Raw genomic sequence first — 26,194 nt, forward strand, 5'->3', positions numbered from 1 at the left:
GGGCACCCTGTTGATGTTGGTCTTGCTGCACACTCCTTAGCCGGAGGCGAGGCAGCATGCTGGAGATCAACACGAGCAAGGTGAGCCGCTGGGACCAGCACGGACGCGAGCACGTCGTCCGGGTGCAGCGGGCGGGAGTGCAGCGCACGATCAGGTGTGACACGTGCGGCTGGCGCAAGGGCGCCCAGTTCCTGCCCTGGCTGAAGGCGGAGGAGCATCTGGCCGAGGCGCACCAGGCGACCGTGGATCCGTCGGAGGCCTGAATTTGCCCTGCTGCCGGAGATGACTTTTCGCCGCCGTGGGAGTCGTACTGAGGACTGCCACCCGGACCGGAAGGCCGACCGATGAGTGATCTGCACGACATCCTGCAGCAGCATGTCGACCGGGGCACCGCCCCCGGCGCCGTCGCCCTGGTCGCCCGCGGTGACGACGTCGAGGTGGTGACCGTGGGCTCGGTGGACACCGACGGCTCCGCCCCGATGGCCCGGGACTCGATCTTCCGTATCGCCTCGATCACCAAGCCGATCACGGCGGCGGCGGTGCTGATGCTGGTGGAGGACGGGCTGCTCGGGCTGGACTCGCCGGTGGAGGAGTGGCTGCCGGAGCTGGCGAAGCCGTCGGTGGTGCGCACCCCGTCCAGCCCCGTCGAGGACGTGGTCCCCGCCGTCCGCCCGATCACGGTCGAGGACGTGCTCAGCTCGCGCACCGGCTGGGGCTTCCCCGCCGACTTCACGCTCCCCGCGGTGCAGTCGCTGTTCCCGGTGCAGCGGGACGGCCGCTTCCTGCAGGACTGGCCGGACCCGGCCACCTGGCTGGGCCTGCTCGCGCAGGTGCCGATGCTGTACCAGCCGGGCGAGGCCTGGCTCTACGGCACCTCGTCCGACCTGCAGGGCATCCTGGTCGCCCGGGCGTCGGGCCGTTCGCTGCCGGACTTCCTCGCGGAGCGGATCTTCGAACCGCTGGGCATGAAGGACACCGCGTTCGAGGTCCCGGCGTCGAAGCGAAACCGCTTCACCTCGGCCTACACCACGGCCTCCGACGGCACCCTGGAACGGGCGGACACTCCGGACGGCGGGTTCAGCCGTGTCCCGCGCTTCCACTCGGGCGGCGGGGGCCTGGCCTCCACGGCCGACGACTGGCTCGCCTTCGCGCGCATGCTGCTGAACGCCGGCGAGGGCGGCGGCCACCGCCTCCTCACCCCCACCTCGGTCAGCCGCATGACCACCAACCACCTCACCGCCGAGCAGCGCGACCGGGTCCCCCTCTTCCTTGAGGGCCAGGGCTGGGGCTACGGCGGCCAGGTCGACGTCACCCCGTCCGACCCGTGGAACGTCCCCGGGCGCTACGGCTGGGTCGGCGGCACGGGCACGACGGCCCACATCGTCCCGCCGACGGGAACGGTCTCGATCCTGCTCACCCAGGCAGCCATGCGGAACCCGACGCCCACCCAGCTGATGCGCGACTTCTGGAGGCACGTCGCCGGAAGCTAGCGCCCCGACAGGCGAACGTTCACCCCAGCAGGGTGCCCCGACACCAGGGCCTGTCCGGCTGATCAGGCCGGCTGGAAGGGACTGCGCGTTGTCGCCGACCCGAGCGGGCTCTGGTGCGTGCGGCTGCAAGGCGGAGGAGGGAGTCGACGCGATGGGGGTCCCCTCCGCTTGACCGGAGCCGAGAGTGGGGGAGTCGGCGAGTACGACAACGCCGCTGGGGGTCCCGTCCCCTCCCTCACGCCTTCAAGGCAGTGGAGGAGTGCGCGCCAGACCCCGCGACGCCGGCATGACCCGCTGGACAGGCCCTAGGGGTGCAGGCCGCGCGCCAGTAGGTCCATCACGGCCTCGAACTCGCCCTGCACGCCCTGCTGTTCCCATTCCTTGGCGTAACCCGGGTCGTGGAAGCGGGCGGTGGCCTGGAAGAGGGCGCGGGCGGTGGTCTCCGGGTCGTCGGCGGTGAAGGTGCCCGCCTCGACGCCGGCCCGCACGATCTGGGTCAGCTGGCCGGTGAGTTCGGCGATGTGGGAACCGACCACCTCACCGGTCTCGCCGGCCAGCACCGTGTAGGTGGCGAACAGCTCCGGGTCGCCGCCCGCCTTGCGGCGCTTGGCGGCGAAGAGCTCCGTGAACCACTCGCGCAGCCTGGCCTCCGGGTCCCGCCGCCCGTCGGCGGCGATGCCGGCCAGCACCTCGGTCGTGCGGTCCAGCCACCGCTTCGTCACGGCCTCCCGCAGCGCCGCCTTGGTCCGGAAGTGGCGGTAGACGCTGCCATGGCTGACGCCGAGCGCGCGGGCCACGTCGACCACGGTGGCCTTGGCCGGTCCGTGGCGGCGCAGCACCTCCTCGGTCGCTTCGAGGATGCGCTCGGCGGTCAGGGTCTGGGAGGTCGGTGCCATGGCCTAGACCGTACCCGGCACGGCGTGCTCAGTGTTCGGTGCCGAGGCTCGCCATCTGCGCCGCCGGGTACCGGGTGCCCGCCACCGCGTCCGCGGGCGCCGCCTCCTCGATCGCCGTCAGGTCGGCCTCGTCCAGGTTCACCTCCAGCGCGCCCAGCGCCTCGCCGAGCCGCTCACGGGTACGGGCGCCGACGAGCGGCACGATGTCCTCACCCCGGGCGAGCACCCAGGCGAAGGCGATCTGCGCGACGGACACGCCCTTCTCTTCGGCGATCTTCCGCAGCGCGTCGACCAGATCCAGGTTGCGCTGGAGGTTCTCGCCCTGGAAGCGGGGCGAGACGGAACGCCAGTCGTTCGGGCCGAACTGCTTGTCGCGGGTGATGTGGTCGGAGATGAGACCGCGGGAGAGGACGCCGTACGCCGTGATGGCGATGCCCAGTTCACGGGTGGTCGGCAGGATCTCCCGCTCGATGTCGCGGGTGATGATCGCGTACTCGATCTGGAGGTCGACGATGGGCGCGGTGGCGGCGGCGCGGCGGATGTTGGCGGCACTGGCCTCGCTCAGGCCGATGTGGCGCACGTATCCCTTCTCGACCAGTTCCGTGATGGCGCCGACGGTCTCCTCGATCGGCACGTCCGGGTCGACCCGGGCGATGCGGTAGACGTCGATGTGGTCGACGCCGAGGCGCTGCAGGGAGTAGGCGGCGAAGTTCTTGACGGCGGCCGGGCGCCCGTCCTGGCCGGACCAGCCGCCCTCCGGGTCGCGCAGGCCGCCGAACTTCACGCTGAGCTGGGCCCGTTCGCGCAGTCCCGCGGGGGCCGTGCGCAACGCCTCGCCGATCAGCATCTCGTTGTGGCCCATGCCGTAGAAGTCGCCGGTGTCGAGGAGGGTCAGGCCCGCGTCGAGGGCGGCGTGCAGGGTCGCGATCGACTCGGCCCGGTCCACGTCGCCGTACACCGGCGACATGCCCATGCAGCCGAGGCCGAGGGCGGAGACCTGGGGGCCGGTGGTTCCGAGGTTTCGTGTCTGCATCGTCATGTGGCCCACCCTCTCACCGTGGATGACAAATTTCAATATCTGTCATTCCATACTTGTCACCCCGTGGATGGAGTGGTCCAGACCTATTGACGAAAGGTCTGGACCGCGAGCACTGTCATGCCTACGACATCGACCGCCACCTCACCCCGCGTCACCCCACCTCACCTCACCGCACCCCCACCGGGAGGCCCCGTATGCTCCGCCGCACGCTGTGCCTGCTCGCCGCCGCGCTGACGACCGCCTGCCTCACCCAGCTCCCCGCGGCCACCACCGCCTCCGCCGCCGACACCTGTGCCGTGAAGTCGCGGCCCGCCGGCAAGGTCCTCCAGGGCTACTGGGAGAACTGGGACGGCTCCGCGAACGGCGTCCACCCGCCCTTCGGCTGGACCCCGATCACCGACTCCCGTATAGCCGCGCACGGTTACAACGTGATCAATGCCGCCTTCCCCGTGATCCGTTCCGACGGAACGGCCCTCTGGGAGGACGGCATGGACGCGGGCGTGAAGGTGGCGACGCCCGCGGAGATGTGCGCGGCCAAGGCGTCCGGGCGGACGATCCTGCTGTCGATCGGCGGCGCGACGGCCGGAATCGACCTCAACTCGACCGCCGTGGCGGACAGGTTCGTCGCGACGATCGTCCCGATCCTGAAGAAGTACAACTTCGACGGCATCGACATAGACATCGAGACGGGCCTGGTCGGCAGCGGCAGCATCACCCAACCCTCCACCTCCCAGGCCAACTTGATCCGCATCATCGACGGAGTACTGGCGCGCATGCCGTCGGGCTTCGGCCTCACCATGGCCCCGGAGACCGCCTACGTCACCGGTGGCAGCGTCACCTACGGCTCGATCTGGGGCGCGTACCTGCCGGTCATCAAGAAGTACGCGGACAACGGCCGCCTGTGGTGGCTGAACATGCAGTACTACAACGGCAGCATGTACGGCTGCTCCGGCGACTCCTACTCGGCCGGCACCGTGGCCGGCTTCACCGCGCAGACCGACTGCCTCAACAAGGGCCTCGTCGTGCAGGGCACGACGATCAGGGTGCCCTACGACAAGCAGGTGCCGGGCCTGCCCGCCCAGTCGGGAGCGGGCGGCGGCTACATGTCACCGTCACTGGTCTCCCAGGCCTGGAAGCACTACGGCACCTCGCTCAAGGGCCTGATGACCTGGTCCATCAACTGGGACGGCTCGAAGAACTGGACGTTCGGCGACAACGTGAAGTCCCTGCAGGGGCGTTGAGGTTCACCTCGCGGTGAGGGCGAGCTTCGCGCCCAGCGCCACGAACGACCCCGCGAAGCTCCGCCGCAGCCACGCCATCACCCGCGGCCGTGAGGTGACGTGGCTGCGGACGGAGGCGGCGAGGATGCCGTACCCGGCGAACACCACGAAGGTCGCCAGCATGAACACGCCGCTCAGCTCCAGCATCCTCGGCAGGGCATGCGGCCGACCCGGGTCGACGAACTGCGGCAGGAACGCGAAGAAGAAGATCGTCAGCTTCGGATTGAGGATGTTGACGAGCACGCCCCGCACGATGACCCGGCCCGCCGAACTCGGGGCGGCCTCCCCGTCGACGGCGATGCTCCCCTTGTCCCGCACCGTCGCCCACGCCATGTACAGAAGGTAGGCGACACCGGCGTACTTGAGGATCTGGAAGGCACTCGCGCTCGCGTTCAGCAGCGCGGCGAGACCGGTGACGGTGGCCAGGACGTGCGGCACGATCCCGAGAGTGCAGGCGAAGGCCGCGACGACGCTCGCCCGGCGCCCCCGGGACAGACCGGCGGCCAGGGTGTAGACGACACCGGTGCCGGGCGTGGCGACGACAACGAGGGTGGTGAGGAGGAAGGCGAGGCTCATGGAGCCAGCCTCGCGACGCCGCGGCCCGCACAACAGGGCCAAAGCGAGGCGCGTATCGAGGGCCAATGACCAACGCCGGACAGGCGTTCTCAGCCTGTCCGGCGTTTGAGGACGAGTCCCTCAGGGGCCGAAAGCGGGGGCCTGGGGCGGCAGCCCCCAGGCACGGCCCGCGGAGGACCTAGGCTCCGGCGAGACGCCCGGCCAGGTACCCCTCGATCTGGTCCAGCGACACACGCTCCTGCTTCATCGAGTCCCGCTCGCGCACCGTCACCGCGTTGTCCTCAAGCGTGTCGAAGTCGACCGTGACGCAGTACGGCGTACCGATCTCGTCCTGGCGCCGGTAGCGGCGGCCGATCGCGCCCGCGTCGTCGAACTCGATGTTCCAGTTCTGCCGCAGCGCCTGGGCGAGACCCTTGGCCTTGGGCGACAGCTCGGGGTTCCTGGAAAGCGGCAGCACCGCGACCTTCACCGGGGCCAGGCGGTGGTCGAGGCGCAGCACCGTGCGCTTCTCCAGCTTGCCCTTGGCGTTGGGCGCCTCGTCCTCGACGTACGCGTCCAGCAGGAAGGCGAGCATGGCACGGCCGACACCGGCCGCGGGCTCGATGACGTACGGAGTCCAGCGCTCGCCGGCCTCCTGGTCGAAGTAGGACAGGTCCTGGCCGGAGGCCTTGGAGTGGGCGCCGAGGTCGTAGTCGGTGCGGTTGGCGACGCCCTCCAGCTCACCCCACTCGTTGCCGCCGAACTGGAAGCGGTACTCGATGTCGGCGGTGCGCTTGGAGTAGTGGGAGAGCTTCTCCTTGGGGTGGTCGTACCACCGCATGTTCTCCTCGCGCAGGCCCAGGCCGGTGTACCAGTTCCAGCGCTGCTCCATCCAGTACTCCTGCCACTTCTCGTCCTCGCCCGGCTTGACGAAGAACTCCATCTCCATCTGCTCGAACTCGCGGGTGCGGAAGATGAAGTTGCCGGGCGTGATCTCGTTGCGGAAGGACTTGCCCATCTGCGCGATGCCGAACGGCGGCTTGCGGCGCGAAGTGGTCTGCACCTGGGCGAAGTTGGTGAAGATGCCCTGGGCGGTCTCGGGACGCAGATACGCGATCGAGCCGGAGTCCTGGGTGGGGCCCAGATGCGTGGACAGCAGGCCCGAGAACTGCTTGGGCTCGGTGAACTGGCCCTTGTTGCCGCAGTTGGGGCAGTTCACGTCCGCCAGGCCGTTCTCCGGCACGCGGCCGTGCTTGGCCTCGTAGTGCTCCTCCAGGTGGTCCGCGCGGAACCGCTTGTGGCACGCGGTGCACTCGGTCAGCGGGTCCGTGAAGGTGGCGACGTGGCCGGAGGCGACCCAGACCTCGGGGGCCAGGATGACGGACGAGTCGAGACCGACCACGTCCTCGCGCGACGTCACCATGTAGCGCCACCACTGGCGCTTCAGGTTCTCCTTGAGCTCGACACCCAGCGGTCCGTAGTCCCAGGCGGCGCGCTGTCCGCCGTAGATCTCACTGCACGGGAATACGAAGCCTCGGCGCTTGCTCAGGCTGACGATGGTGTCGATCTTGTCGGCGGCCACGGTGCTCTCTTCATTACGACGACGGGCGACGAAGCGAGACGCTTCAGAGCGAATGCTTCAGGGTACCGGCGGGGGCTCCCCCTCAATCAAATCGGTTCGGCTTACGAGCCTCGTGCGGGGCCTTGCGTCCCCTTTGCCAAGAGCTTTGTTGACAACGGTTTCCATGTTTGTTGAAAATGACTGTCATGAACGTACGACGACAGCACATATCCGGGGTGGCCATGGCGGCCGTCGCCGCCCTCGGCCTCGGCTCGCTCTCCGCCTGCTCCACCGACAGTGCCGCCGCGGCGAACACCGGCAAGTTCGACGTGGTCGCGTCGTTCTACCCGATGGCCTTCCTCGCCGACCGGATAGGCGGGACCCATGTGCACGTCACCAGCCTGACCCAGCCCGGCCAGGAGCCGCACGACCTGGAGATCAGCGCCCAGCAGACCGCGCGGCTCCAGGAGTCGGACGCGGTGCTCTACCTGAAGAACCTCCAGCCCTCCGTCGACGACGCGGTGGCCCAGTCCGAGGTCAGGACGAAGATCGACGCCGGCTCCCTCACCTCGCTGGAGAAGCACGGCAACGAGGTCGGCGGCCACGCGGCCTCCCACGACCACTCCGCGAACGAGGAGTCGGCCGGACTCGACCCCCACATCTGGCTGGACCCGGTGCGCTATGCCCAGGTCGCCGAGGGCGTCGGCAAGGCCTTCGAGAAGGCGGACCCGAAGAACGCGGCCGACTACAGGAAGAACACCGCGGCCCTGGTGAAGGAACTCGACGCCCTGAACACCCGGTTCAAGGACGGGCTGGCGCACACGAAGTCCAAGGTCTTCATCACCACCCACGCCGCCTTCGGCTACCTCGCCGAGCGCTACGGCCTCACCGAGGAGGCCATCAACGGCCTCGACCCCGAGTCCGAGCCGAGCGCGGCCCGGGTGAAGGGCCTTGAGAACATGGCGAAGGCCGACGGCGTCACCACCGTGTTCTACGAGACGCTCGTCAGCGACAAGACCGCGAAGACCATCGCCGCCGACGCCGGGTTGAAGACGGACGTCCTCGACCCGATCGAGGGCATCACCGCCAAGTCCCGCGGCAAGGACTACTTCTCGGTCCAGGAGTCCAACCTCAAGGCACTGCAGACGGCTCTGGGAAGCAAATGATCTTTACGGAGGACGACATGGGCGCCTTGGGCAAGCCCGACGCCAAACGCGATGCCGGGCCCGGCACCGGACCCGACGCCAAGCCGGGCACCGAGCCCGTCATAGCGCTGCGCGGCGTACGGGCCGAGCTGGGCTCGCGCCCCGTCCTGCGCGGAATCGACCTCGCCGTGGCACGCGGTGAGGTCGTCGCGCTGCTCGGCGCCAACGGCTCCGGCAAGTCGACCGCGATCCGCACGATCATCGGCCAGGTGCCGGTCAGCGCCGGTGAGATCGAGCTGTTCGGTACGCCCCGCAAGCGGTTCAGGGACTGGGCGCGGGTCGGCTACGTCCCGCAGCGCACGACCGCCGCCGGCGGCGTCCCGGCCACCGTCACCGAGATCGTCTCGTCCGGCCGGCTGTCCCGGGCCCGCTTCGGCGTGCTGCGCAAGGCGGATCACGCCGCCGTACGACAGGCCCTGGAACTGGTCGGCATGGCGGACCGGGCCAAGGACTCGGTGAACGCCCTCTCCGGCGGCCAGCACCAGCGCGTGCTGATCGCCCGCGCGCTCACCGCCGAACCCGAACTGCTGATCATGGACGAGCCGATGGCGGGCGTGGACCTGGCCAGCCAGGAAGTGCTCGCAAGGACACTGCGGCAGCAGGTCGCCAGCGGCGTCTCGGTGCTCCTCGTCCTCCATGAACTCGGGCCGCTGGAGCCCCTCATCGACCGGGCGGTCGTTCTGCGCGACGGCTGCGTCCTGCACGACGGCCCGCCCACCCCGGCCGTCGGCCAGCACGCGCTGCCCGGCCACGACCACGTACACCCGCACGCACCCGCGGGAGCCGAACCGATCCGCACGGGACTGCTGAGCTGATGGACCTCCTGAACTACGCCTTCATGCAGCGGGCGCTGCTGGCCGCCGTCCTGGTCGGCATCACCGCTCCCGCCATCGGCATCTACCTCGTCCAGCGCCGCCAGGCCCTGATGGGCGACGGCATCGGCCATGTGGCGATGACGGGCGTCGGCCTCGGCTTCCTGCTCTCCGCGTCCCCGGTCTGGATGGCGACGGTCGTCTCCGTCCTCGGCGCGATCCTCATGGAGCTGATCCGCTGGTACGGCCGCACCCGCGGCGACATCGCCCTCGCGATGCTCTTCTACGGCGGCATGGCCGGCGGCGTGATGTTGATCAACCTCGCGCCCGGCGGCTCCAACGCCAATCTGACGTCGTACCTCTTCGGCTCGCTGTCGACCGTCTCGGAGTCGGACGTGACGGCGATCTGCCTGCTCGCGGGCTTCGTGGTGCTGGTCACCCTCGGTCTGCGCCGGCAGCTCTTCGCGGTCAGCCAGGACGAGGAGTTCGCGCGGGTGACCGGCCTGCCGGTACGCGCGCTGAACCTGCTGACGGCGATCACAGCGGCGGTCACCGTGACGGTGGCCATGCGGGTGGTGGGCCTGCTGCTGGTGTCGGCCCTGATGGTGGTCCCGGTCGCCGCGGCCCAGCAGCTGACCCGCAGCTTCGCCGCCACCTTCGCCATCGCGGTGGCGATCGGCGTGACCGTGACCATCGGCGGCACGGTCACCTCGTACTACCAGGACGTGCCGCCCGGCGCGACGATCGTGCTGCTGACCATCGCGGCCTTCATGGTCCTGACCGCCCTCGCGGCCCCGCTCTCCCGCCGCCGGGCCCGAGCGGCGGCCGTCGAGCAGCCCGCCGGGGAGCCCGCGGAGTGTGCGATTCCGGCCGCCCGGACAGCCGACGGAACGGTCGGCGTCTGACTGGGCACAGCCCGGACTGGCACAATGTCCGGGCAGACGCAGACGTGAACGAGCCGTAGGAGGAACCGGTGACGACCGCTGGACCGCCCGTGAAGGGCCGCGCGACCCGGCAGCGGGCAGCCGTGGCGGCGGCCCTGGACGAGGTCGACGAGTTCCGCAGCGCGCAGGAGCTCCACGACATGCTCAAGCACAAGGGCGACTCGGTCGGCCTGACCACGGTCTACCGCACCCTCCAGAACCTTGCCGACGCCGGTGAGGTCGACGTTCTGCGCACCTCCGACGGCGAGTCGGTCTACCGCCGCTGCTCCACCGGCGAGCACCACCACCACCTGGTCTGCCGCGTGTGCGGCAAGGCCGTCGAGGTGGAGGGGCCAGCGGTGGAGAAGTGGGCGGAGGCGATCGCCGCGGAGCACGGCTACGTCAACGTAGCCCACACGGTGGAGATCTTCGGCACCTGTGCGGAGTGCTCCGCGGGTTGAGCGGTTTGCGGTGCGGGTGGGCTGCAGTGACCGTCCTGGGGGCTGCCCCCCGGACCTCCCAGACCCCCGCTTTCGGCCTGAACGGCCTCGGTCTCAAACGCCGGACGGGCTGACGATGCCCGACCGGCGTTGCAGGATCTACCCCCGGCCGAAGCAGCGCTCCAGCTCGTTCAGGTCGTAGAACCTGCTGCCCTTCGAGACCGGACGGCAGGCCGCCTTGAAGGCGGTCTCCTTCTCGTTGTAGAGCATGCGGACCAGGTAGCGACTGCCCTTGCGGTACACGTCCCACTGGATGTTGGAGGCGAGGGGCGCGACGTTCGCACCGCGCCACGGGTTGTCGGCGTAGGTGTACGGCTTTCCGGGCTTCGCCGCCTTCGTGCTGCCCGGCAGGCCCATCAGCGCGGCCAGCGGGATGATCTCCTCGGCGTGGGTGAAGCGGAGTTCGGCGCCGAGGTCACTGGTGCCGGCCTTCTTCGCCTCGATCTGCCGGAAGAAGTCGTCGAGCAGGACGCCGGCCATCCTGTAGGTGATGTCGCTGTCCGAGAAGCCGGGGCCCTTCTCGTAGAAGTCCTCGGCGTCGGACAGGTAGCCGAACCAGGACGCGTCGGAGTGGGAGATGTACCGCTCCATGCCCCAGCCCTTGCCGTTCGGGCTCTCCTCGGCCATCGCCGGAGCGATCGCGTACAGGTTGTGGACGGCCCGCGCGGCGGCGACCTGGTCCGCGCCGCTGAGCTGGTCCACGAAGGAGGCCCGGAACAGCCGGAGCAGGACGCTGCGTGCGGCCCTGTGCGTCTTCGGCTGGTCGGTGATCGACTCCAGCGTGTCCGCGAGCCGCTTGTCGTTGGCGATGTAGTCGCGGTAGGCCGCGCCGCCGGCCGCCTTGTGGAAGTAGAGCAGGTCCTTGTCGGTGCGGGTCGCGCCGATCAGCGGCTTCAGGTCCGGGTCGCTGTCGCCGAGGGCGGCGGCGAACAGGTTGCCGCTGTCGACCGCACGGCCCTGCCCGGAGCTGACGACGTCGATCTTCTCGCCGTTCCTGGCGATCGACGTGAACAGCGCCGGCAGGCGGTCGGCCAACCGTACGGCCGTGTCCTGGATCTCCTGCTTGCCGCGGGCGCTGAGGTTGCCGTACCCGATTCTGGCCATCTCGGCCTGCAGGGCCCGCACCTTGGGGCCGAACTCCTTGCCCTTCCGGGTGAGTTGACCGGCCGCCTCCGCCTTGTTCCACAGGCCGAGGATCAGGTCGCCGTCCTCGCCGTCGGTGGCGGAGCGGGATCCGTGCCGGGATACGTTCTCCGTGAAGACGGGGCTGAAGCCGGTGGGCGGCCGCTGGTACGTGCGAGCGTTCCGCCCGGCTTCGTACGTGGCTTTCGTACCGTAGCTGTCGCGGTGCGCGAGCTGGTCCGCGGCCTGCGAGGGCAAGGCCGCGGCCAGCAGGGTGCACAGCGCGAGGGCGGGGGTGACGCGTCTCATGGCCGGATCGTCGACGACCGCCGTGAACCCGCCGTCTCCCCGCGGATGAACCGCCGGTGGCTACGACGTGGCCGAATCCCCTCGCATCGCCCGCTCCATCTCCAGAAGCTGTTCGTTCGGCACGGCTCCGCCGAACCGCCGGTCGCGCGAGGCGAATTCCATGCAGGCCCGCCACAGGTCACGCCGGTCGAAATCCGGCCACAGGACGTCCTGGAAGACCATCTCGGCGTACGCGCTCTGCCAGAGCAGGTAGTTGGAGGTGCGCTGCTCGCCGCTCGGGCGCAGGAACAGGTCCACGTCCGGCATGTCCGGGTAGTACAGGTACTTCGCGAGGGTCTTCTCGTTGACCTTGGACGGGTCGAGCCGGCCCGCCTTCACGTCCTCGGCAAGAGCCTGCGCGGCGTCGGCGATCTCCGCCCGCCCGCCGTAGTTCATGCAGAAGTACAGCGTGAGGAGGTCGTTGCCCTTGGTCTGCTCCTGGGCGACCTGGAGCTCCTTGGCGACGGACTTCCACAGCTTGGGCATACGGCCCACCCAGCGCACCCGGATGCCCAGCTCGTCGAGCTGGTCGCGGGTCTTGCGGATGAAGTCGCGGTTGAAGTTCATCAGGAAGCGGACCTCGTCGGGCGAGCGCTTCCAGTTCTCGGTGGAGAAGGCGTAGAGGGAGATGCTGCCGACGCCCATCTCGATCGCGCCCTGAAGGACGTCGAGCACGCGCTCGGCGCCGACCTTGTGCCCTTCCGTCCGGGGCAGGCCGCGCTCCTTCGCCCATCGGCCGTTCCCGTCCATGACGATCGCCACATGGTTCGGGATCAGCTCGCCCGGCAGCTTCGGCGCGCGGGCGCCGCTCGGGTGCGGCTGAGGCGCCTTGTGATCGCGGCGCTGGCGTCCCAGGATCCCGCGTACAACCATGTGCTTCTCGTCTCCTTATTTCTCGACGTAACGCAGGGAGCGCAGCCCGCGTTCCAGATGCCAGTGCAGATAGGCGGACACCAGCCCGCTGCCCTCCCTGACGTACCGCGGCTCGCACGCGTCCGCGGTCTCCCAGTCTCCCGTAAGCAGCGCGCCCAGCAGTTCCAGGGTCTGCGGCGAGGGTACGACGCTGCCGGCCACCCGGCAGTCGACGCAGATGGAGCCGCCTGAGGCGACCGAGAAGAACCGGTTCGGCCCGGGCATTCCGCACTTCGCACAGTCGCCGAAGCTGGGGGCGTAGCCGTTGACGGCGAGGGAGCGCAGGAGGAAGGCGTCGAGAACGAGGTGCGACGCGTGCTCGCCGCGGGCGAGGGTGCGCAGGGCCCCGACGAGAAGCAGGTACTGCTGCACGGCCGGTTCGCCCTCGTGGTCGGTGAACCGCTCGGCGGTCTCCAGCATGGCGGTGCCCGCGGTGTAACGGCCGTAGTCGGCGACGATCCCGCCGCCGTACGGCGCGATGGTCTCGCTCTGCGTGCACAGCGGCAGCCCGCGCCCGACCAGCTCGCTCCCGCGCGAGAAGAACTGCACGTCGACGTGGGAGAAGGGTTCCAGACGGGCCCCGAACTTGGACTTGGTCCGCCGCACCCCACGGGCCACGGCGCGTACCCGCCCATGACCTCGGGTGAGCAGCGTGATGATCCGGTCGGCTTCGCCGAGCTTCTGGGTGCGCAGCACGATGCCGTCGTCCCGAAAGAGACTCATCGCGCACCGCCACGGGATTTCGGCCGGGGGTCCGGGGGGTGTCCCCCGGGAGAGCACAGCATGATCCGGTCCGCCTCGCCCAGCTTCTGGGTGCGCAGCACGATGCCGTCGTCGCGGAACAGACTCATGGGGTCCATTCTCGCGTACGGCCGGAGTCAGCGGGCACGGTCGGGGTGAGTGATGGTGTCCCAGGGGGCCAGGTTCCAGGGACTGGACCGGTTCGCCGGGTCCAGCAGCGCGCTCAGATGCGCGTCGGCTGCGGCCTGCGGGGCGGGGATGTCCGTGTCCCGCGTGCCGCTCAGCCCGTCCCGCCACACCTTGCGCCCCAGCAGGTAGTGGTCGGCGTACTCCTGCCAGGAGCCGTACGTCCGCACCACCGACGGCACGATGTTCTTGAGCGCGGTCCACGCCTCGGCCTCGGTGACCATCCCGCACCCGAAACCGAGCCGGGCTATGTCGACGTACAGGGCGGCGTCCCAGGCGAGCGGGGAGACGCCGAGGACCTGCTGAGCCCGTGCCCGGTAGCCGCCGCGGGACAGGTCGTCGAGCCGGCGGACCAACCGCTCCCGCGAGGTGATCTCCCACTGGTCGGCCAGCCAACCGCGGGCGCTGTCGTCATCGATCCGTGTGTAGGGGTACAGAGTGGTCCGCGAGGCGTTCCGGTCCCGGCTCACCGGCGCGCTCAGGGACACCATCCAGAGCTGGTGCGCGGTAAGGGGTTCGGGGTACCGGCTGGCGACCCTCGGCTTTCTCCAGTCCCCCCGGCCTCTCCGGCTTCTCCAGTTCCACAGACCCATGCGCCCGCACTGTACGTCAAGGGACTTCGCCCCGGCTGCGTGCGTTGGCGTACGCCGTCGCCGCGCTGAGCCGCTCGGAGGGGGTGGCGCCCCGCACGACGCCGGGCTCCGCGTCCCACTCCCTGCCGCCGCCGTACGGTCTCAGTTGTACGTACGGTCCTTCGTGCCCCATGACGATTCCCACCTTTCCGGTGCGTGTGTCTACGACGTGAGTGCCGACGGGGGGTTTCATTTCCTCTCCTTAACGACCGTAACGAAAGCGACCCACAATTCCGGAGGCCGGCTTCGTCGAGCCAACAGCCTGCTCCCCTTTCTTTTTGGGTTTCACTCTTTTCCTCTCGATGATGACGTACGGCACCTACACTCGGCTGGAGTCTGTGCACTACAAGTGCGGTGCATCGCAAGAGGGTTGGCCATGGCCAACGGTTCACGCCAGGCGGCGTGGGAGTTCTTCGGCACGGAGCTGAGGAGGCATCGGGAGGAAGCCGGTCTCACTCAGGCGGACGTGGGAGCACGCGCCTTCGTGTCCGGCGCCTGAATCGGGCAGTTCGAGCAGGCTATTCGAAAGCCCCAGCCGGATATCGCGACGCGGATTGACGGGATCCTGCAAACCGACGGTATTTTCGAGCGGTTGCGCCTGAAGCTCATCAACGACAAGCAGTATGCGGATTACTTCGCCGAGGTGGTGCATCTGGAGCGACTGGCCACACGGATCTGCGAGTTCGCGCCGACCGTTCTGCCGGGCCTGTTGCAGACGGCCGCGTATGCCGAGGCGGTCACGATCGCGGCCAACCCGTTCGTGCCCGGTGGGGCCGTGCTGTTGGTGGGGTCGGCTGCCTGGACGGAGTTCGTCGGCGGCGTCTCAGCGTCCGCGTAGTTCCGGCGGGCCCTCCCCGCACGCGTCCCAGAGCTTGTCGAACCGCTCCTTGCGCCGAGTCACGTGCGGCGCACGGGCTTCGAGTCTGGCGTTGGGGTTGAGCTGCTGCACGTCCGTCTTGATCTCGAAGTACAGCTCCTCGTCCAGGATGACGACGTCCAGCGTCTCGCCCACCCTGATGTCGGACCGCAGCTCGGACAGGACCAGGACCCCGGCCTCGATGCCCGCGCTCCTCTGCTCCTGGAGGATCTCGTCGAGGTCGTCGAACTCCTCCCGGATCTGCACGATGAACAGGCGCCTGACCTTCACCCCGCACCGGATCGCCTCGCGCTGTACGTCCAGGTAGTGCTTCGCGGTCGCGGTCTTCCAGAAGGCCAGGTCGACGAAGCTGCTGGTGGCGTAGATGCTCTCGCGGACGCACCGGGTGAGAGCGATGAGCAGGTCGTTGTTCTCCCCCTCCCAGTCGGCGCTCCCCCACGAGGTCAGTGCCGTCATCATCGACGCCACCCGTGTGATCTCGGCGCGGGCGAACTCCTTCACGATGCCGCGGCTCTGTGATCCCACGTGCGCCGCGCTCCTGACCAGCCGCGAGATCTCGTCGGACGGCATTCCCGAGGCGTCCAGTCTGCTGAACAGCTCCGTCACCTCGCTGACCCGCCGAAACCCCTGGTCCACCAGCTCCTTCATCTCGTCGTGCCGCGCGGTCAGGCTCTCCCCCAGCTCACGCCTGTTCTGCCGCTGACCGGTCTCCACCGAGCCCAGGCGCTGTTCGAAGTCGACCATGTACTGGACGATCAGCGTCGCACCTCCTATGAGGACGGCCAGGGCGATCTGCCACAGTTCCTCCTCGGACTGGTCGACGAGGTTGGTGATCACATAGGTGCCCGTCCCCACGGCCACCGTGATCAGGACCTTCAGAACGACCGGCGGTATGTGAAGACCGCCCCTCGCCCGACCGGGGGTTCCCGGCTCTCCGTCCATGCCTGCCTCTTCCGCCGGAGTCGTTGGGCCACTGGATCAGCGCGGTGACAGCGCCTGGTGCGGCAACGGGATTGCCTGAAGCGCCAGTTGGTCCCGGATGCGCTGGACCAGGTTCTGCCATTGGCGGGTGAATCCCGGTTCCCGCTCCAGCGCCTCCCACAGGTGGACCAGCGAGTGGTGCACTCGCGCGTGCGGCGTCCACAGGTGCAGCAGGTGGTCGACGGCCGGCCGCAACGCGAGGACCGCGGCGGGCCCGTCCGCCGCGGCGAGCCGGCTGTTGTCCAGCATGTGCACCACCGTCGTCAGCAGCCAGTCATGGAGCGCGAGGTCCTCGCACAGGCCCGCAGCCGCGGCGACCGGTGTGTCCGCCGGCAGCCGCAGCCGCACGGTCCGCAGCCCGTCCCTGTCCAACCTGAATTCCACCAGTGCCGCCCGATCACCCTCGGAGATCCGGTGGACGACCCAACGCAGGTGCGTACGGCGGGACTTGAACGGAACCTTGCGGTCCAGGAGCGGGTGGCGCAGGAGCCTCGTCAGCAGGGCCTCGGAGATCATCCCGAGGTCGAGTTCGCCGCCCGCCGCACCGCGCAGCACGCCCGCGGCAGTGGCCTGGTCGGGCAGCTTGCCCAGAGGCTCGACCACACCGGGCCGCACGAGATAGTGCCCCCAGGGGCGACGGGTGGCGGGGCCTACGGCCGGCGCGCTGAAGTACGCGGTGGACTGGAGCAGACGGCCCTCGGTCAGTGCCGCGCGGGCGGCCACCGTGCCGACGGCCCGGACCTTGACGCCGTTGGAGGTGGGCAGCCGGCAGTCCACTCCCGTCAGGACCTCGGGGGAAAGGACGTACAGATTGGGACGCTCGGAGACCCTGACGTGTTCGTCGGCGCGCAGCCGCAGCAGCTGGGCGGCGGCCCGTCCCTCCAGCGCCTGGAAGGACGGCAGCAGACAGGTACGCACCTCACCGCAGGCGAGGACCGGGCGCGCGGGCTGCCCGAGGGGCGGCTGCATCTCAACTCCCCTCAGTGGAAAGGGTGTAGGCGGGCTCCTCGTAGAAGACGTACGTGGCTCGCTGGGCGACCGCCTCCGGGACCGCGAGTCCTTCCCTGGCCGAGCGCTCGGCGACCTGGCGCAGCGCAGCGGAGTCGACGTCTGTCTGGTCGAGGATGAGCCGCACGGCGTCCTCGACGGCCAGGAAGCGGTTCGACATCAGCGTGCAGGTGCGGTAGGCGCTGAAGGCCGTCGCCGACGGGTTGAGCCGGAGCAGCGGTGGCATCCGGTCCCAGTCGTGCGGGAAGCCCTCGCCGTTCCAGGGCTGCGGGACCAGCACCGGCTCGCCGAGGTGCCGTAGCAGCCCGAGCCGGACCAGCTGCCATACGGCGGCCAGGAACGGGCAGGACCACAGCCGGCCCCCGTCCCGCTCGGACCACAGCTCGACGTCCATGAAGACGGAGTGGTTGCGGGCCGCGGTCTCCTGGGGCGGCTGCCAGCCCCTGACCTCGCCCAGGGCCGCGCGCTTGGTGGCGGGCGTGCGCCGGCCGTTGGCGAGCCAGCCGGTGTGGCTGACGGGCGGGCGGGAGCCGTAGCTGCCCGGCGGCGGCGACTCGACCAGGCGGTGCACGACGGACTCGGCAAGCTCGATCCGGTCGGCGACCGCGCAGCCCGACTCACGGGCCAGGTAGTCGATGACCAGGCCTGCCTTCTCGGCCTCTGCCAGCACCAGCGGAACGAGTTCGGCCGGCGTGGAGAACCGGGTGAAGTAGTCGTCGATGAGGAAGCAGGTGCTGATACGGGGGCGCTTGCCGCCCATGCGGCGGGCCGTACCGGCGCGGGCGGCGTCCGCCCATGGCCGTACCTCGGCGAAGTGCTCGCGCAGCCGCTCGGGGCCCGCCTCGAAGTCCTCCATGTAGAGGTGGCCCAGCTCCAGCGAGAGGTGGGACAACGGCAGGGACTGGGTGTGGAGCTGCGCGGTGGTCTCCTGAAACACGGCTTCGCTCACGCCTGCTCCCAGTACCTGTCGTCGGTGAGTCGCCCGGCCAGCGAGCTGAGCGCCTGCCAGGTCTCCCGGTTGGCGATCCGGCTGCCCAACACGTCCTCCTCGGTGATGAGTTGCTCACGCCATTCGAGGACCGGTTCGAGCGGCACGGAGCCGAGGACCAGGCTGTGGCCGATGCCGTGCGTGGAGGCGAGTTGCGTGAGATCGCCGTCGGTCTTGCGCATCCATGCCGACTGGGCGGGCGACACCTGTGACCACAGTGGCGATTCGGGATCGGGTACGGCGACCCGTACGAAGCGGATGGCGCCGCGCAGCTCCTCCTCGTCGTGGCCGCGGGCGACGCCGCCGGCGACGATGCCGCGCTCACCGAAGACCAGGCTCGCGGTGGCCGCCACATGCTGACGGGTCCAGCGGTGGAAGACCAGCCAGCGGGCCGTGACGCCGCTCATCTCGGGCTGTGCGGTCGCCTGCAGGACCATGTCGACGGCGTAGGAGCGGCCGGCGCTCAGGTCGACGACGACCAGGTCGAACTCGAAGCAGAGCTTCATCAGCAGGTCGACGCAGAGCCGCAGGTCGTCGTCGGTGACGGCGAACTCGCCGCCGCCGGTGTCGCCGGGCATCAGCACCAGACGGCCGCAGCCCGGCGGCGGGGACCGCAGCACCTGGTGCTCGGTCTCGGACCAGACGTCGATCCGGGCCGGTTCGCCGACCTGCCCTGTCAGGTAGGAGTGCAGACCGCGCTCCTCGGTGGTCTGGCGTGCGTCCCCCACGTCGAAGACGACCGCCGCGGTGGGCGAGCCGAAGTCGAAGTCGACGTAGCAGACGTCGTCCCCGGACAGCGCGCGCTGGTAGGCGAGGTTGGCGCTCGTGACGGAGCGGCCCGTTCCTCCCTTGTCGGAGGCGGCGAAGATCAGCACGGTCACACTCCCCCGTCCGCTGCCTCGCGGGCGCGGGCGAGCGAGTCGAGCTGTCCCAGCACGTCGAGCGTCAACGCGCAGGCGGTGCCCGGCTGTTCGTCCACGAGGCCGCGGGCGCGGCGCAGCATGATCTCGATGTTCCTCAGTTGCATCCCGTGCCGGCCGCCGTCCGAGGGGGCGGGTTCCAGCTGCTCGTTGCCCAGCAGGTGGGCGCACTCGCTGAGCAACGCCCTTGCCTGCTGGGTGAGTTCGAGGCTGCGGATGGGAGGCCTGCGGTACATGCCGTGCGCCTGGACCATCACCTCGGTGACCCGCTCGGTGATGCTCCACGACACCGGCAGCCGCCCCTTGTGGACCGCCGCCCCGGGATAGGCGCAGTGGACGTCGTCCCACAGGCCGACACCCTCGCCGTCCCGGATACGACGGCGCCACATGTGGTCGAAGACGTCCTCGGCGAGCCGGAGCAGCCGCTCGTGCGAGGCGAGGTTGCGCGACAGCGTGCACATCTGGACCGTCCGCTTCAGCAGCTGTGCCGAGAAGTCGGTCATGGCCCAGGTCATGGGCGGGCCGAGACGCTCGCTGCCCTGCAACGGCAGTTGGACGCCCACGGTGTGCAGCTCGTGAACCGTGGGGTCGTCGCGGGTCATGCGGCTGGTGATGCGGCCGCGTTCGGCGAGGCGTTCCATGACGCGGACGGTGCGGGTCAGGTCGTCGTCGGTGGCCCGGCGCCGCATCAGGTCGTGCACGAGGATGGCGGCGACGGAGAGGGAGAAGTACTCGGACTCCAGCCTCTGTCCGGTCGTACGCCAGGGAATGTCCTCCAGGGGCCAGCGCTCGTCGTCGAAGCGGGCGATGCCGGACCAGTACTGCTGGGTGAGTTCCCATCGCAGCCGTAGCGCCTCGGTGAGCTTTTGCTGTTCGGCGTTGAGCAGGCCCAGGGTGAGGGTGCGGTCGGAGAACAGGTCCTGGATGCCGTCGAGGGCGACCACGGTGAAGTACAGGTACGGCACCGGGTTGGCAATGCCCTCGGGCTGCGGCCCGACGGGTTCGCCGGTGTCGACCTCGGGGGCGTCCCGTACCAGGCTCCACGCCCAGCCGCACTCGAAGAGCTGGCTCTCGTCCTTGAGGCCTTCCTCGATGTCGATGCCGAGGAACAGGCTTTCCACGAGCGCGGCGCGCAGCGGACGGAAGCGGCTCTGGAACTTGCCGAGCACCTGCCGCTGCGAAAGCCGTCCCTGGCCCAGGAGTTCGGTGAGGGCGCGGCCCTGGGGTGACTCGGTGTCGAAGGCGTTGACGGTGAAGGAGCGCAGCAGGCTCACCATGGCGGCGGTGAGCCGGTTGCCGGTCATCTGGCGCAGCTCGGCGATCGCCTCCCGGATGTCGCCGCGGCGGGTCCTGGTCTCGTACACCTTGAGGAAGCCGAGCGTGGCGAGGCACAAGGTGATCGACCTCGCGAAGGAGTCGACCACGCCGAGCCGGCGTTGTTCCTCCGTGATCTCCGTCGTCTCGTCGGCGGAGCCGAAGTAGTGGCCCCCGGCGAAGGTCGGCTCCTGGTCGTCGCCCGTGTGCGTGCGCATGAACCGGGTCGCTGCGGTGACGAGGCCGGCCGGGATGTCCGGCCGCCCGCCGGCTCTCTTCAGGGCCTGCCGGACGTCCTGCTGCGTGGTGTCCGGGTCGTCCAGCCGGAACGCCGGGATCTCCGTGGCCGGATACAGCAGGCAGAGCAGTTGCTCCGCGTCGGCCACGCTGCTCCGTCCGCCCCACTCTCCCCAGACCCACTCCCCCTGGTCGAAGGAGTAGCGAGCCATTGCCTGCCAGATGTCCAGCAGATGCTGACGTGGCTTGATCTGCACCCCCGGCCCCCTCACCGACTGCGTCGCGTCGCCCTGTCGGAGACTGTCTAATTACCCCAGCCGCGAAAGCCGCAAGCCACGATCATGGACGTATAACCATGGCGCACCGCATGGGGCTTGCCGACCTTGGAAATCCGGAACCCCTCTTCGGCGGCATGCCTTTTGACGGCGGACCTGATCTCCGGCTCCCCGAGTTTGCATGCGGGAAAGTGGGTGTCTCCCACGTAATATCCCTCGGAGCCCTCCATGAACGCGGCCGCGAACGGCGCGCCCGGTGTGAGCGACAGCATGAAGCACTCGACGGCCTGCCGGAACTCCTCGTGGGATGTCGACAGGGATTCGGCCACGAAGAACATGGTCCCGAGCGACCAGTGGTCGCGTCGGCCGCCCAGGGCGAAGAGGTCTCCCTGCTCGACGCCGACGACCTGGGCGAACCTGTCCCGCGGATCGCCCGGCAGCGTCGCGTAGCCCTCGTCCTGGCACAGCAGGTGCCAGAACGCGTCCCAGCTCTCGTCGTACGAGCGCCGCTGCTTCTCCAGATACTCCACATTCCGGTCCGCCCGGTCGAGCAGGGTGATCTCCTCGCACCAGGGCAGCATGGAAAAGGCCGGATAGAGATTGGCTCCGGCCCCGACGTCGATCCCCCGGTACGGGCGGTCCTGACGCCCACGGAAATGATCACTGAAGTGCGCGCGGACGATGGAGATGATCTCCGCGTCCTCGTGGATCACTCTCTTGTAGTTGTGGCTGACGTAGGCCTGTGGGTCGAATGCGTCCCACGGGGCGTCGGCGTTCAACTGCGACGGGCTCTCCGGTGATCCCATATGCATTTCATTAACGTACCTTGATCAGCCGACTTGAACTCCCGTACCCAAGCGGGCAATTCTGGGCGAATGCCTGATCTGCACATTCGGACGGCCCGCGAGGACGACCTTCCGGAAATCTGCCTTCTCGACAGGGAGGCGTTCCCTGCCGAGCCGTATCCCGAGTTCGTACTGCGCCAGTACTTCGACCTGTGCTGCGGCCATCTGATCGTCGTGGACGACGGCACCGCCCTGAGGGGATACCTGATCGCCGCAGCCCCGTCGGACTGCGGGCCCACGTGGCTGATCAGCCTCGGTGTGGCCCGGGACCTGCGGGGACGGGGACTGGGCCGCCGGCTCATGACGAGGATGCTCGATCGCCTGCGTTCCGAGGGTGCGAGCGAGGTGCGGCTCGCGGTCGACCCGGACAACGAACCGGCCGTCCACCTCTACAAGTCGCTCGGCTTCACCCCGCTCGGCGGCCCCCGCAGGGACTACTTCGGTGCCGGCAAGGACCGGCTCCTCATGGCTCTCTTCCTGCCGGCCGCACCGACACCAGCCCCGCCTCGTAGGCCATGATCACCAGCTGGACCCGGTCCCGCGCGTCCAGCTTGGCCAGGAGACGGGTGAGGTAGGTCTTCGCCGTGGCGACGCTGATGCACAGTTCAGCGGCTATCTCGGCGTTGGCCAGGCCCGTGCCGACCAGGGTGAGGACCTCGCGTTCGCGGTCGGTGATGCCCATCAACTCCCGTCGTGGTGCGGCCGGTTCGGGGTGGGACGCGAAGTCGTGGATCAGGCGGCGGGTCACACTCGGGGCGCCGTGGACCGGCGTGACGTATGAGAAACCCGTCGTCGCGGCAGGGGGCAAACCCCCCTGCCAACACGGCAGTTGACCGGATGGGAGGCGCGGGCCGGATCCGGGAGTCTCATGGTCATGAAGGAGATCACGAAGAGCGCCGCCCTGATCGCAGCCGTCTCCGGCATCGTTTTCGGTGCCATCACGCCTCTCACCGCGTCCGCCGCCGAGACGCCACTCAAGTGGACCAGGTGCGAGGGCAGCGGCGTCGACCCACGCCAGCGGTGCGCGACCCTCGAAGTGCCGATGGACTACGCGCACCCCGACGGCCCGAAGATCGACCTCGCCGTCTCCCGCATCCCCAGCGAGAAGCCGTCCGCACGCCGGGGCGCCCTGCTGCTCGTTCCCGGCGGGCCCGGTGGCACGAGCCTCGACGACCCCTCCGGGAAGGGGCAGAAGCTGCCGCAGGACGTCCGGGACACCTACGACCTGATCGGTTTCGCGCCGCGCGGCAACGCACCCTCCACCGACGTCAGTTGCGGGCTCGACCACGCCGACCTCGCGCTGACGTCGCTGCGCCCCTGGCCCGCCGCCGACGGATCGGTCACCGGCAACATGACCACCGCGCGGCGCGTGGCCGACGCCTGCGCGCACAACGGCGGCGAGCTGATGCGGCACCTCAGCACGGCCGACAACGCACGCGACATCGACCGCATCCGGGCCGCGCTCGGCGAACGGAGGATCTCGGCGTGGGGCGTCTCGTACGGCACGTATGTCGGCGCCGTCTACAGCCAGTTGTTCCCGGACCGCACCGACCGCGTCGTCCTCGACAGCAACGACAACCCCGATCCGGTCAAGGTGGAGCGCGCCTGGGTCCAGGCGCAGGAGGTCGGCGCCGAGGACAACTTCCCCGAGTTCGCCAAGTGGGCCGCCCGGCCCGGCAATCCGTACCGGCTGGCCGACACGGCGGCCGAGGTGCGCCCGCTCTTCCTCAGCCTCGCCGCCCGCCTGGACCGCGAGCCGATCCCGTGGCCCGGCGCCAACCCGGAAGAGCTGAACGGCAACGTGCTGCGCCAGACCATGCTGAACAGCTTCGACGACCCCGACGACTACGCCGGTCTCGCCCAGCTGATCCTGGCCGCGCGGAAGGGCACGGTGCCGCCCGCGCCGCAGTCGCCCCCGGAGGCGGTGCTGCAGAACGTCGTCGCGGTGGGTGCCGCCACCCTCTGCGACGACGCCGCCTGGCCGAGGTCGGCCGCCGTGTACGAGAAGGGCGTGGCCGAGAGCCGGGCCAGGTATCCGCTGACGGCGGGCATGCCCCGTAACGCGATGGTGTGCGCCGCGTGGCCGTGGCAGCCGGAGCGGGCGCCGGTGCGGATCACCGACCGAGGGCCGTCCAACGTCCTGCTCGTCCAGAACGAGCGCGACATGGAGACTCCGCTGAGCGGCGCCCTGAAGCTCCGCGCGGCCCTCGGCCGCCGCGCCGTCATGGTGACCGTCGACTCCACCGGCCACGAGGCCTACCTCGCCAACGGCAACGAGTGCGGCGACGCGACGGTCTCGCGGTTCCTGGCGACGGGCGAGCGGCCCGAGCGGGACGTCCACTGCGGGTGAGCGCACTCGGTGCAGCCGCTACTGCGGGTGAGTACACCGACCGTAGTGGCGGGCCAGCGTGTGGAACGCCTCCTTCGGCTCCCAGTGCCAGTCCGAACGGGGGTCGTCGGGGCGGTCCTTGACCGCCTTGGTGATGCTGTAGCTCGCCATGTCGAGGTCGTAGCGGGGACTGTCGGTGCGGTGGGGGGCGTCCGGGGTGACGAACTCGAACGCCATCGCCGCGTACAGGCCCATCGACTCGAAGACCGCCAACTGGTCGACCAGGTAGGCGGCCTGGGTGCGTTCGCTGCGCACCAGGTGCCCCTTGATCTCCTCCGGGTCCTTGTCGTGGTCGACGACGTCCCAGCCCATGCCGCCCGCCTCGGGGGCGCCCTTGTAGGTGCACGTACCGAACTCGGTGATGGCGAGGGGCTTGCCCCAGCGCAGGTAGCGCCTCAACTCCCGTACGTAGTCGGCATGATGGCGGAAGTAGGAGTAGTAGTCGATGCCGACGATGTCGAAGAGCCGCCAGTCGACCTTGTCGTCCTGGGCTGCCGCGTAACTGAGGTTGCCGTGGAACACGGAGCGGCCGGCCGCGGCCGCCTTCGCGGTGAAGCGGTCGAGGCGGCGCTGCATCCGCACCGGGTCGAAGTCGCCGTTCAGCATGTTCTGTACGCGCTCCAGAACCGTCTTCCCCGGCACGATCCCGGGCACGAAGAGCCAGAACTCGCAGCCCACGCTGAAGTCGATGCTCGCGCCCTGCCGCCGCAGCCGCTCCGCGAAGCGGCCGCACTCGGCCAGGTGTTCCAGGATGTCCCGCTCCGGGGCGTCCGCCAGGGTCGGCTGGAGCCATACGTGCAGTCCACGCTCGGCGGCCTCGGCGGCGGTGGCCGTGAGGCGTTCGACGCCGTCGCCGGTGACGTCGACGGTGTCGGCGTGCAGCTCGCCGCGGATGGCGCGGATGTCCCGGCGCATCCGGGCGGCGCTCCACGCGGTCGCCGGCGTCTCACCCTCACCGACCGTGTAGACGACACCGCGGTGCCGAAGGCCCCGGCCGGTGGCCTGGGTCGGCTGGGACGGCAGCACCGCCGCCGAGAGCCCGAGGGCCGCCGCCCCCGCCAGGAACTGCGCCCGATTGATCCCCTTCGTCTTCTCCATGCCCTCATCGTGGCGGCCGGGACCGGGCCCCGCCGTCCGCCGATGGTCTACGGCTCGGCAACCAAGGAATGACGTGTGGCGTCGACCATGGGGAGGACGACCGGAGATCGCCGGCCGTCACCGACCGAAGGAGAGCAAGATCCTAGGCCGACGCACCCTGCTCACCGCAGGCACCGCCACCGCCGCCGCGCTCCTGACGAGCGCACCCGCCCACGCCACCACCGACCACCCGCGCGAACCGAAGCGACTGGATCAGCCGGCACAACTGGAACAACTGGCACGACTGGAGCGCCGACACGGCGCCCGGCTGGGCGTGTTCGCGCACAACGTCCGTACGAAGCGGACCGTCGCCTACCGGGCCGACGAGCGCTTCCCCATCTGCTCGGTCTTCAAGACCCTCGTCGCCGGAGCCGTCCTGCGCGACCTGGACCGGCACGGCGAGGTGCTCGCCCGCCGCATCCACTACAGGCGCGAGGACCTGGTGGACGGCGCCCCCGTCACGGGGACCGAGGAGCATCTGGCGAACGGCATGACGGTCGCCGAGCTCTGCGACGCCGCCATCCGCTACAGCGACAACTCGGCGGCCAACTTCCTGCTCCGCCTGCTCGGCGGCCCCACCGCGATCACCCGCTTCGCCCGCTCGCTCGGCGACGGGGTGACCCGCCTCGACCGGTGGGAGCCGGAACTCAACTCGGCCGAACCGGGACGCGTCACGGACACGACGAGCCCGCGCGCTATCGCCGGCACCTACGGCCGCCTGGTCGTCGGCGACGCCCTGAACCGCCCGGACCGCGACCGGCTCACGCACTGGCTGCTGAACAACACGACCGGCGACCACCGCATCCGCGCCGGGGTGCCCGCGTCATGGACGGTCGGCGACAAGACGGGCTCCGGTTCGTACGGCACCACCAACGACGCGGGCGTCGCATGGACCCCGGACGGCGCACCGGTCGTCCTCGCGTTCCTGTCGACGAAGCCGGCACCGGACGCCGCCTGGGACGACGCCCTGATCGCGGGGGCAACGGCCGCAGTCGTGGACGCCCTGGCCTAGGGCCCCGGC

At 69.7% G+C, this 26,194-nt stretch carries 27 protein-coding genes and 2 pseudogenes; 11 read left to right on the forward strand and 18 right to left on the reverse strand.

The window, feature by feature from the left end:
* Nucleotides 1-56: 56 nt before the first annotated feature.
* Together OG870_RS15070 and OG870_RS15075 are read left to right on the forward strand one after the other, a co-directional pair.
* On the forward strand, nucleotides 57-263 hold the full coding sequence (locus OG870_RS15070; RefSeq protein ID WP_266513961.1) for a hypothetical protein: 207 nt from the start codon (nucleotides 57-59) through the stop codon (nucleotides 261-263).
* Between the two features lie 81 nt (nucleotides 264-344).
* Nucleotides 345-1,490 carry a serine hydrolase domain-containing protein gene (locus OG870_RS15075; RefSeq protein WP_327690972.1) on the forward strand — a complete coding sequence of 382 codons (1,146 nt, stop codon included), beginning with the start codon at nucleotides 345-347 and terminating at the stop codon, nucleotides 1,488-1,490.
* A gap of 305 nt (nucleotides 1,491-1,795) precedes the next feature.
* Here OG870_RS15075 and OG870_RS15080 read toward each other — a convergent pair whose 3' ends face one another.
* Both OG870_RS15080 and OG870_RS15085 read right to left on the reverse strand, forming a co-directional pair.
* Nucleotides 1,796-2,386 (reverse strand): TetR/AcrR family transcriptional regulator, encoded by a 591-nt coding sequence (locus OG870_RS15080; RefSeq protein ID WP_266513967.1) that lies wholly within the window; start codon nucleotides 2,384-2,386, stop codon nucleotides 1,796-1,798.
* A gap of 28 nt (nucleotides 2,387-2,414) precedes the next feature.
* Nucleotides 2,415-3,425: an aldo/keto reductase gene (locus OG870_RS15085; protein WP_266513969.1), complete on the reverse strand. Its 1,011-nt coding sequence runs from the start codon at nucleotides 3,423-3,425 to the stop codon at nucleotides 2,415-2,417.
* Between the two features lie 194 nt (nucleotides 3,426-3,619).
* Here OG870_RS15085 and OG870_RS15090 point away from each other — a divergent pair, with 194 nt between their 5' ends.
* Nucleotides 3,620-4,666, forward strand: a complete 1,047-nt coding sequence (locus OG870_RS15090; protein WP_266513971.1) for a chitinase — start codon at nucleotides 3,620-3,622, stop codon at nucleotides 4,664-4,666.
* Between the two features lie 3 nt (nucleotides 4,667-4,669).
* On the opposite strand, the gene OG870_RS15095 is transcribed toward OG870_RS15090, so the two are convergent.
* Nucleotides 4,670-5,281 (reverse strand): LysE family translocator, encoded by a 612-nt coding sequence (locus tag OG870_RS15095; RefSeq protein WP_266513973.1) that lies wholly within the window; start codon nucleotides 5,279-5,281, stop codon nucleotides 4,670-4,672.
* Between the two features lie 178 nt (nucleotides 5,282-5,459).
* A complete protein-coding gene (locus OG870_RS15100; RefSeq protein ID WP_266513976.1) occupies nucleotides 5,460-6,842 on the reverse strand; it encodes a glycine--tRNA ligase in 1,383 nt (460 codons plus the stop codon).
* 185 nt (nucleotides 6,843-7,027) lie between these two features.
* Between OG870_RS15100 and OG870_RS15105 the strand changes: the two genes are divergently transcribed.
* The 4 genes from OG870_RS15105 to OG870_RS15120 all read left to right on the forward strand — a co-directional run bounded on the left by OG870_RS15105 (nucleotide 7,028) and on the right by OG870_RS15120 (nucleotide 10,222).
* Nucleotides 7,028-7,987, forward strand: coding sequence for a metal ABC transporter substrate-binding protein (locus OG870_RS15105; protein ID WP_266584795.1), 960 nt, complete (start codon nucleotides 7,028-7,030; stop codon nucleotides 7,985-7,987).
* 17 nt (nucleotides 7,988-8,004) lie between these two features.
* A complete protein-coding gene (locus tag OG870_RS15110) occupies nucleotides 8,005-8,841 on the forward strand; it encodes a metal ABC transporter ATP-binding protein (RefSeq protein ID WP_327690973.1) in 837 nt (278 codons plus the stop codon).
* Complete coding sequence (locus OG870_RS15115; protein WP_266584791.1) at nucleotides 8,841-9,743, forward strand: metal ABC transporter permease; 903 nt, start codon at nucleotides 8,841-8,843, stop codon at nucleotides 9,741-9,743. Before OG870_RS15110 ends, OG870_RS15115 begins: the two co-directional genes overlap by 1 nt.
* Before the next feature lie 68 nt (nucleotides 9,744-9,811).
* Entirely contained in the window at nucleotides 9,812-10,222 is a 411-nt protein-coding gene (locus OG870_RS15120) for a Fur family transcriptional regulator (protein WP_266513985.1), read from the forward strand.
* A gap of 138 nt (nucleotides 10,223-10,360) precedes the next feature.
* Here OG870_RS15120 and OG870_RS15125 read toward each other — a convergent pair whose 3' ends face one another.
* The 6 genes from OG870_RS15125 to OG870_RS15150 all read right to left on the reverse strand — a co-directional run bounded on the left by OG870_RS15125 (nucleotide 10,361) and on the right by OG870_RS15150 (nucleotide 14,395).
* Nucleotides 10,361-11,692, reverse strand: coding sequence for a histidine-type phosphatase (locus OG870_RS15125; RefSeq protein WP_266584790.1), 1,332 nt, complete (start codon nucleotides 11,690-11,692; stop codon nucleotides 10,361-10,363).
* A 60-nt stretch (nucleotides 11,693-11,752) separates the two neighbouring features.
* A complete protein-coding gene (locus OG870_RS15130; protein WP_266513993.1) occupies nucleotides 11,753-12,604 on the reverse strand; it encodes an isoprenyl transferase in 852 nt (283 codons plus the stop codon).
* 15 nt (nucleotides 12,605-12,619) lie between these two features.
* Nucleotides 12,620-13,366, reverse strand: a complete 747-nt coding sequence (recO, locus tag OG870_RS15135) for a DNA repair protein RecO (RefSeq protein WP_266513996.1) — start codon at nucleotides 13,364-13,366, stop codon at nucleotides 12,620-12,622.
* The gene (locus OG870_RS15140; protein ID WP_323180318.1) at nucleotides 13,363-13,494 is read right to left on the reverse strand and encodes a hypothetical protein; all 132 of its coding nucleotides are present in this window, start codon (nucleotides 13,492-13,494) and stop codon (nucleotides 13,363-13,365) included. Before OG870_RS15140 ends, recO begins: the two co-directional genes overlap by 4 nt.
* Nucleotides 13,495-13,521: 27 nt before the next feature.
* The gene (locus tag OG870_RS15145; protein WP_266584788.1) at nucleotides 13,522-14,061 is read right to left on the reverse strand and encodes a DUF1266 domain-containing protein; all 540 of its coding nucleotides are present in this window, start codon (nucleotides 14,059-14,061) and stop codon (nucleotides 13,522-13,524) included.
* Nucleotides 14,062-14,179: 118 nt separating this feature from the next.
* Nucleotides 14,180-14,395: a hypothetical protein gene (locus OG870_RS15150; protein WP_266514001.1), complete on the reverse strand. Its 216-nt coding sequence runs from the start codon at nucleotides 14,393-14,395 to the stop codon at nucleotides 14,180-14,182.
* Between the two features lie 183 nt (nucleotides 14,396-14,578).
* On the opposite strand from OG870_RS15150, the pseudogene OG870_RS15155 reads away from it, so the two are divergent.
* Nucleotides 14,579-14,965 (forward strand): annotated as a pseudogene (locus tag OG870_RS15155) (Scr1 family TA system antitoxin-like transcriptional regulator); the annotation flags it as partial.
* A 60-nt stretch (nucleotides 14,966-15,025) separates the two neighbouring features.
* Here the strand turns inward: OG870_RS15155 and OG870_RS15160 are convergent.
* The 6 genes from OG870_RS15160 to OG870_RS15185 are packed head-to-tail and all read right to left on the reverse strand — an operon-like array spanning nucleotide 15,026 to nucleotide 21,608.
* The gene (locus tag OG870_RS15160) at nucleotides 15,026-16,021 is read right to left on the reverse strand and encodes a hypothetical protein (RefSeq protein WP_266514004.1); all 996 of its coding nucleotides are present in this window, start codon (nucleotides 16,019-16,021) and stop codon (nucleotides 15,026-15,028) included.
* Between the two features lie 36 nt (nucleotides 16,022-16,057).
* Nucleotides 16,058-17,029: an SCO2521 family protein gene (locus OG870_RS15165; RefSeq protein WP_327690974.1), complete on the reverse strand. Its 972-nt coding sequence runs from the start codon at nucleotides 17,027-17,029 to the stop codon at nucleotides 16,058-16,060.
* A gap of 1 nt (nucleotide 17,030) precedes the next feature.
* On the reverse strand, nucleotides 17,031-18,017 hold the full coding sequence (locus OG870_RS15170) for an SCO2522 family protein (protein WP_266584784.1): 987 nt from the start codon (nucleotides 18,015-18,017) through the stop codon (nucleotides 17,031-17,033).
* A complete protein-coding gene (locus tag OG870_RS15175; protein WP_266514012.1) occupies nucleotides 18,014-18,931 on the reverse strand; it encodes an SCO2523 family variant P-loop protein in 918 nt (305 codons plus the stop codon). Before OG870_RS15175 ends, OG870_RS15170 begins: the two co-directional genes overlap by 4 nt.
* A gap of 2 nt (nucleotides 18,932-18,933) precedes the next feature.
* On the reverse strand, nucleotides 18,934-20,784 hold the full coding sequence (locus tag OG870_RS15180; RefSeq protein WP_327690975.1) for an SCO2524 family protein: 1,851 nt from the start codon (nucleotides 20,782-20,784) through the stop codon (nucleotides 18,934-18,936).
* Between the two features lie 47 nt (nucleotides 20,785-20,831).
* Entirely contained in the window at nucleotides 20,832-21,608 is a 777-nt protein-coding gene (locus OG870_RS15185; protein WP_327690976.1) for an SCO2525 family SAM-dependent methyltransferase, read from the reverse strand.
* 69 nt (nucleotides 21,609-21,677) lie between these two features.
* On the opposite strand from OG870_RS15185, the gene OG870_RS15190 reads away from it, so the two are divergent.
* A complete protein-coding gene (locus OG870_RS15190; RefSeq protein WP_266584776.1) occupies nucleotides 21,678-22,166 on the forward strand; it encodes a GNAT family N-acetyltransferase in 489 nt (162 codons plus the stop codon).
* Here the strand turns inward: OG870_RS15190 and OG870_RS15195 are convergent.
* A pseudogene (locus OG870_RS15195) lies at nucleotides 22,111-22,404 on the reverse strand (response regulator transcription factor); the annotation flags it as partial. The gene OG870_RS15190 and the pseudogene OG870_RS15195 overlap by 56 nt on opposite strands.
* Before the next feature lie 117 nt (nucleotides 22,405-22,521).
* Here OG870_RS15195 and OG870_RS15200 point away from each other — a divergent pair.
* Nucleotides 22,522-23,997, forward strand: a complete 1,476-nt coding sequence (locus OG870_RS15200; protein ID WP_405624250.1) for an alpha/beta hydrolase — start codon at nucleotides 22,522-22,524, stop codon at nucleotides 23,995-23,997.
* A gap of 18 nt (nucleotides 23,998-24,015) precedes the next feature.
* Here OG870_RS15200 and OG870_RS15205 read toward each other — a convergent pair whose 3' ends face one another.
* Nucleotides 24,016-25,134, reverse strand: a complete 1,119-nt coding sequence (locus OG870_RS15205) for an abortive phage infection protein (RefSeq protein ID WP_266840497.1) — start codon at nucleotides 25,132-25,134, stop codon at nucleotides 24,016-24,018.
* 139 nt (nucleotides 25,135-25,273) lie between these two features.
* On the opposite strand from OG870_RS15205, the gene bla reads away from it, so the two are divergent.
* Nucleotides 25,274-26,185: a class A beta-lactamase gene (gene bla, locus OG870_RS15210; protein ID WP_405626758.1), complete on the forward strand. Its 912-nt coding sequence runs from the start codon at nucleotides 25,274-25,276 to the stop codon at nucleotides 26,183-26,185.
* Nucleotides 26,186-26,194: the final 9 nt, after the last annotated feature.

This window comes from Streptomyces sp. NBC_00461 (genome assembly GCF_036013935.1).
In the GTDB taxonomy this organism is placed as follows: domain Bacteria; phylum Actinomycetota; class Actinomycetes; order Streptomycetales; family Streptomycetaceae; genus Streptomyces.

Excerpts from the sequence above, each read along its gene's own strand:
- OG870_RS15070 (WP_266513961.1), top strand. The coding sequence starts at position 57 with ATGCTGGAGATCAACACGAGCAAGGTGAGCCGCTGGGACCAGCACGGA.
- OG870_RS15075 (WP_327690972.1), top strand. The coding sequence starts at position 345 with ATGAGTGATCTGCACGACATCCTGCAGCAGCATGTCGACCGGGGCACC.
- OG870_RS15080 (WP_266513967.1), bottom strand. The coding sequence starts at position 2,386 with ATGGCACCGACCTCCCAGACCCTGACCGCCGAGCGCATCCTCGAAGCG.
- OG870_RS15085 (WP_266513969.1), bottom strand. The coding sequence starts at position 3,425 with ATGACGATGCAGACACGAAACCTCGGAACCACCGGCCCCCAGGTCTCC.
- OG870_RS15090 (WP_266513971.1), top strand. The coding sequence starts at position 3,620 with ATGCTCCGCCGCACGCTGTGCCTGCTCGCCGCCGCGCTGACGACCGCC.
- OG870_RS15095 (WP_266513973.1), bottom strand. The coding sequence starts at position 5,281 with ATGAGCCTCGCCTTCCTCCTCACCACCCTCGTTGTCGTCGCCACGCCC.
- OG870_RS15105 (WP_266584795.1), top strand. The coding sequence starts at position 7,028 with ATGAACGTACGACGACAGCACATATCCGGGGTGGCCATGGCGGCCGTC.
- OG870_RS15110 (WP_327690973.1), top strand. The coding sequence starts at position 8,005 with ATGGGCGCCTTGGGCAAGCCCGACGCCAAACGCGATGCCGGGCCCGGC.
- OG870_RS15115 (WP_266584791.1), top strand. The coding sequence starts at position 8,841 with ATGGACCTCCTGAACTACGCCTTCATGCAGCGGGCGCTGCTGGCCGCC.
- OG870_RS15125 (WP_266584790.1), bottom strand. The coding sequence starts at position 11,692 with ATGAGACGCGTCACCCCCGCCCTCGCGCTGTGCACCCTGCTGGCCGCG.
- OG870_RS15130 (WP_266513993.1), bottom strand. The coding sequence starts at position 12,604 with ATGGTTGTACGCGGGATCCTGGGACGCCAGCGCCGCGATCACAAGGCG.
- recO (WP_266513996.1), bottom strand. The coding sequence starts at position 13,366 with ATGAGTCTCTTTCGGGACGACGGCATCGTGCTGCGCACCCAGAAGCTC.
- OG870_RS15140 (WP_323180318.1), bottom strand. The coding sequence starts at position 13,494 with ATGAGTCTGTTCCGCGACGACGGCATCGTGCTGCGCACCCAGAAGCTG.
- OG870_RS15145 (WP_266584788.1), bottom strand. The coding sequence starts at position 14,061 with ATGGTGTCCCTGAGCGCGCCGGTGAGCCGGGACCGGAACGCCTCGCGG.
- OG870_RS15150 (WP_266514001.1), bottom strand. The coding sequence starts at position 14,395 with ATGAAACCCCCCGTCGGCACTCACGTCGTAGACACACGCACCGGAAAG.
- OG870_RS15160 (WP_266514004.1), bottom strand. The coding sequence starts at position 16,021 with ATGGACGGAGAGCCGGGAACCCCCGGTCGGGCGAGGGGCGGTCTTCAC.
- OG870_RS15165 (WP_327690974.1), bottom strand. The coding sequence starts at position 17,029 with ATGCAGCCGCCCCTCGGGCAGCCCGCGCGCCCGGTCCTCGCCTGCGGT.
- OG870_RS15185 (WP_327690976.1), bottom strand. The coding sequence starts at position 21,608 with ATGGGATCACCGGAGAGCCCGTCGCAGTTGAACGCCGACGCCCCGTGG.
- OG870_RS15190 (WP_266584776.1), top strand. The coding sequence starts at position 21,678 with ATGCCTGATCTGCACATTCGGACGGCCCGCGAGGACGACCTTCCGGAA.
- OG870_RS15200 (WP_405624250.1), top strand. The coding sequence starts at position 22,522 with ATGAAGGAGATCACGAAGAGCGCCGCCCTGATCGCAGCCGTCTCCGGC.
- OG870_RS15205 (WP_266840497.1), bottom strand. The coding sequence starts at position 25,134 with ATGGAGAAGACGAAGGGGATCAATCGGGCGCAGTTCCTGGCGGGGGCG.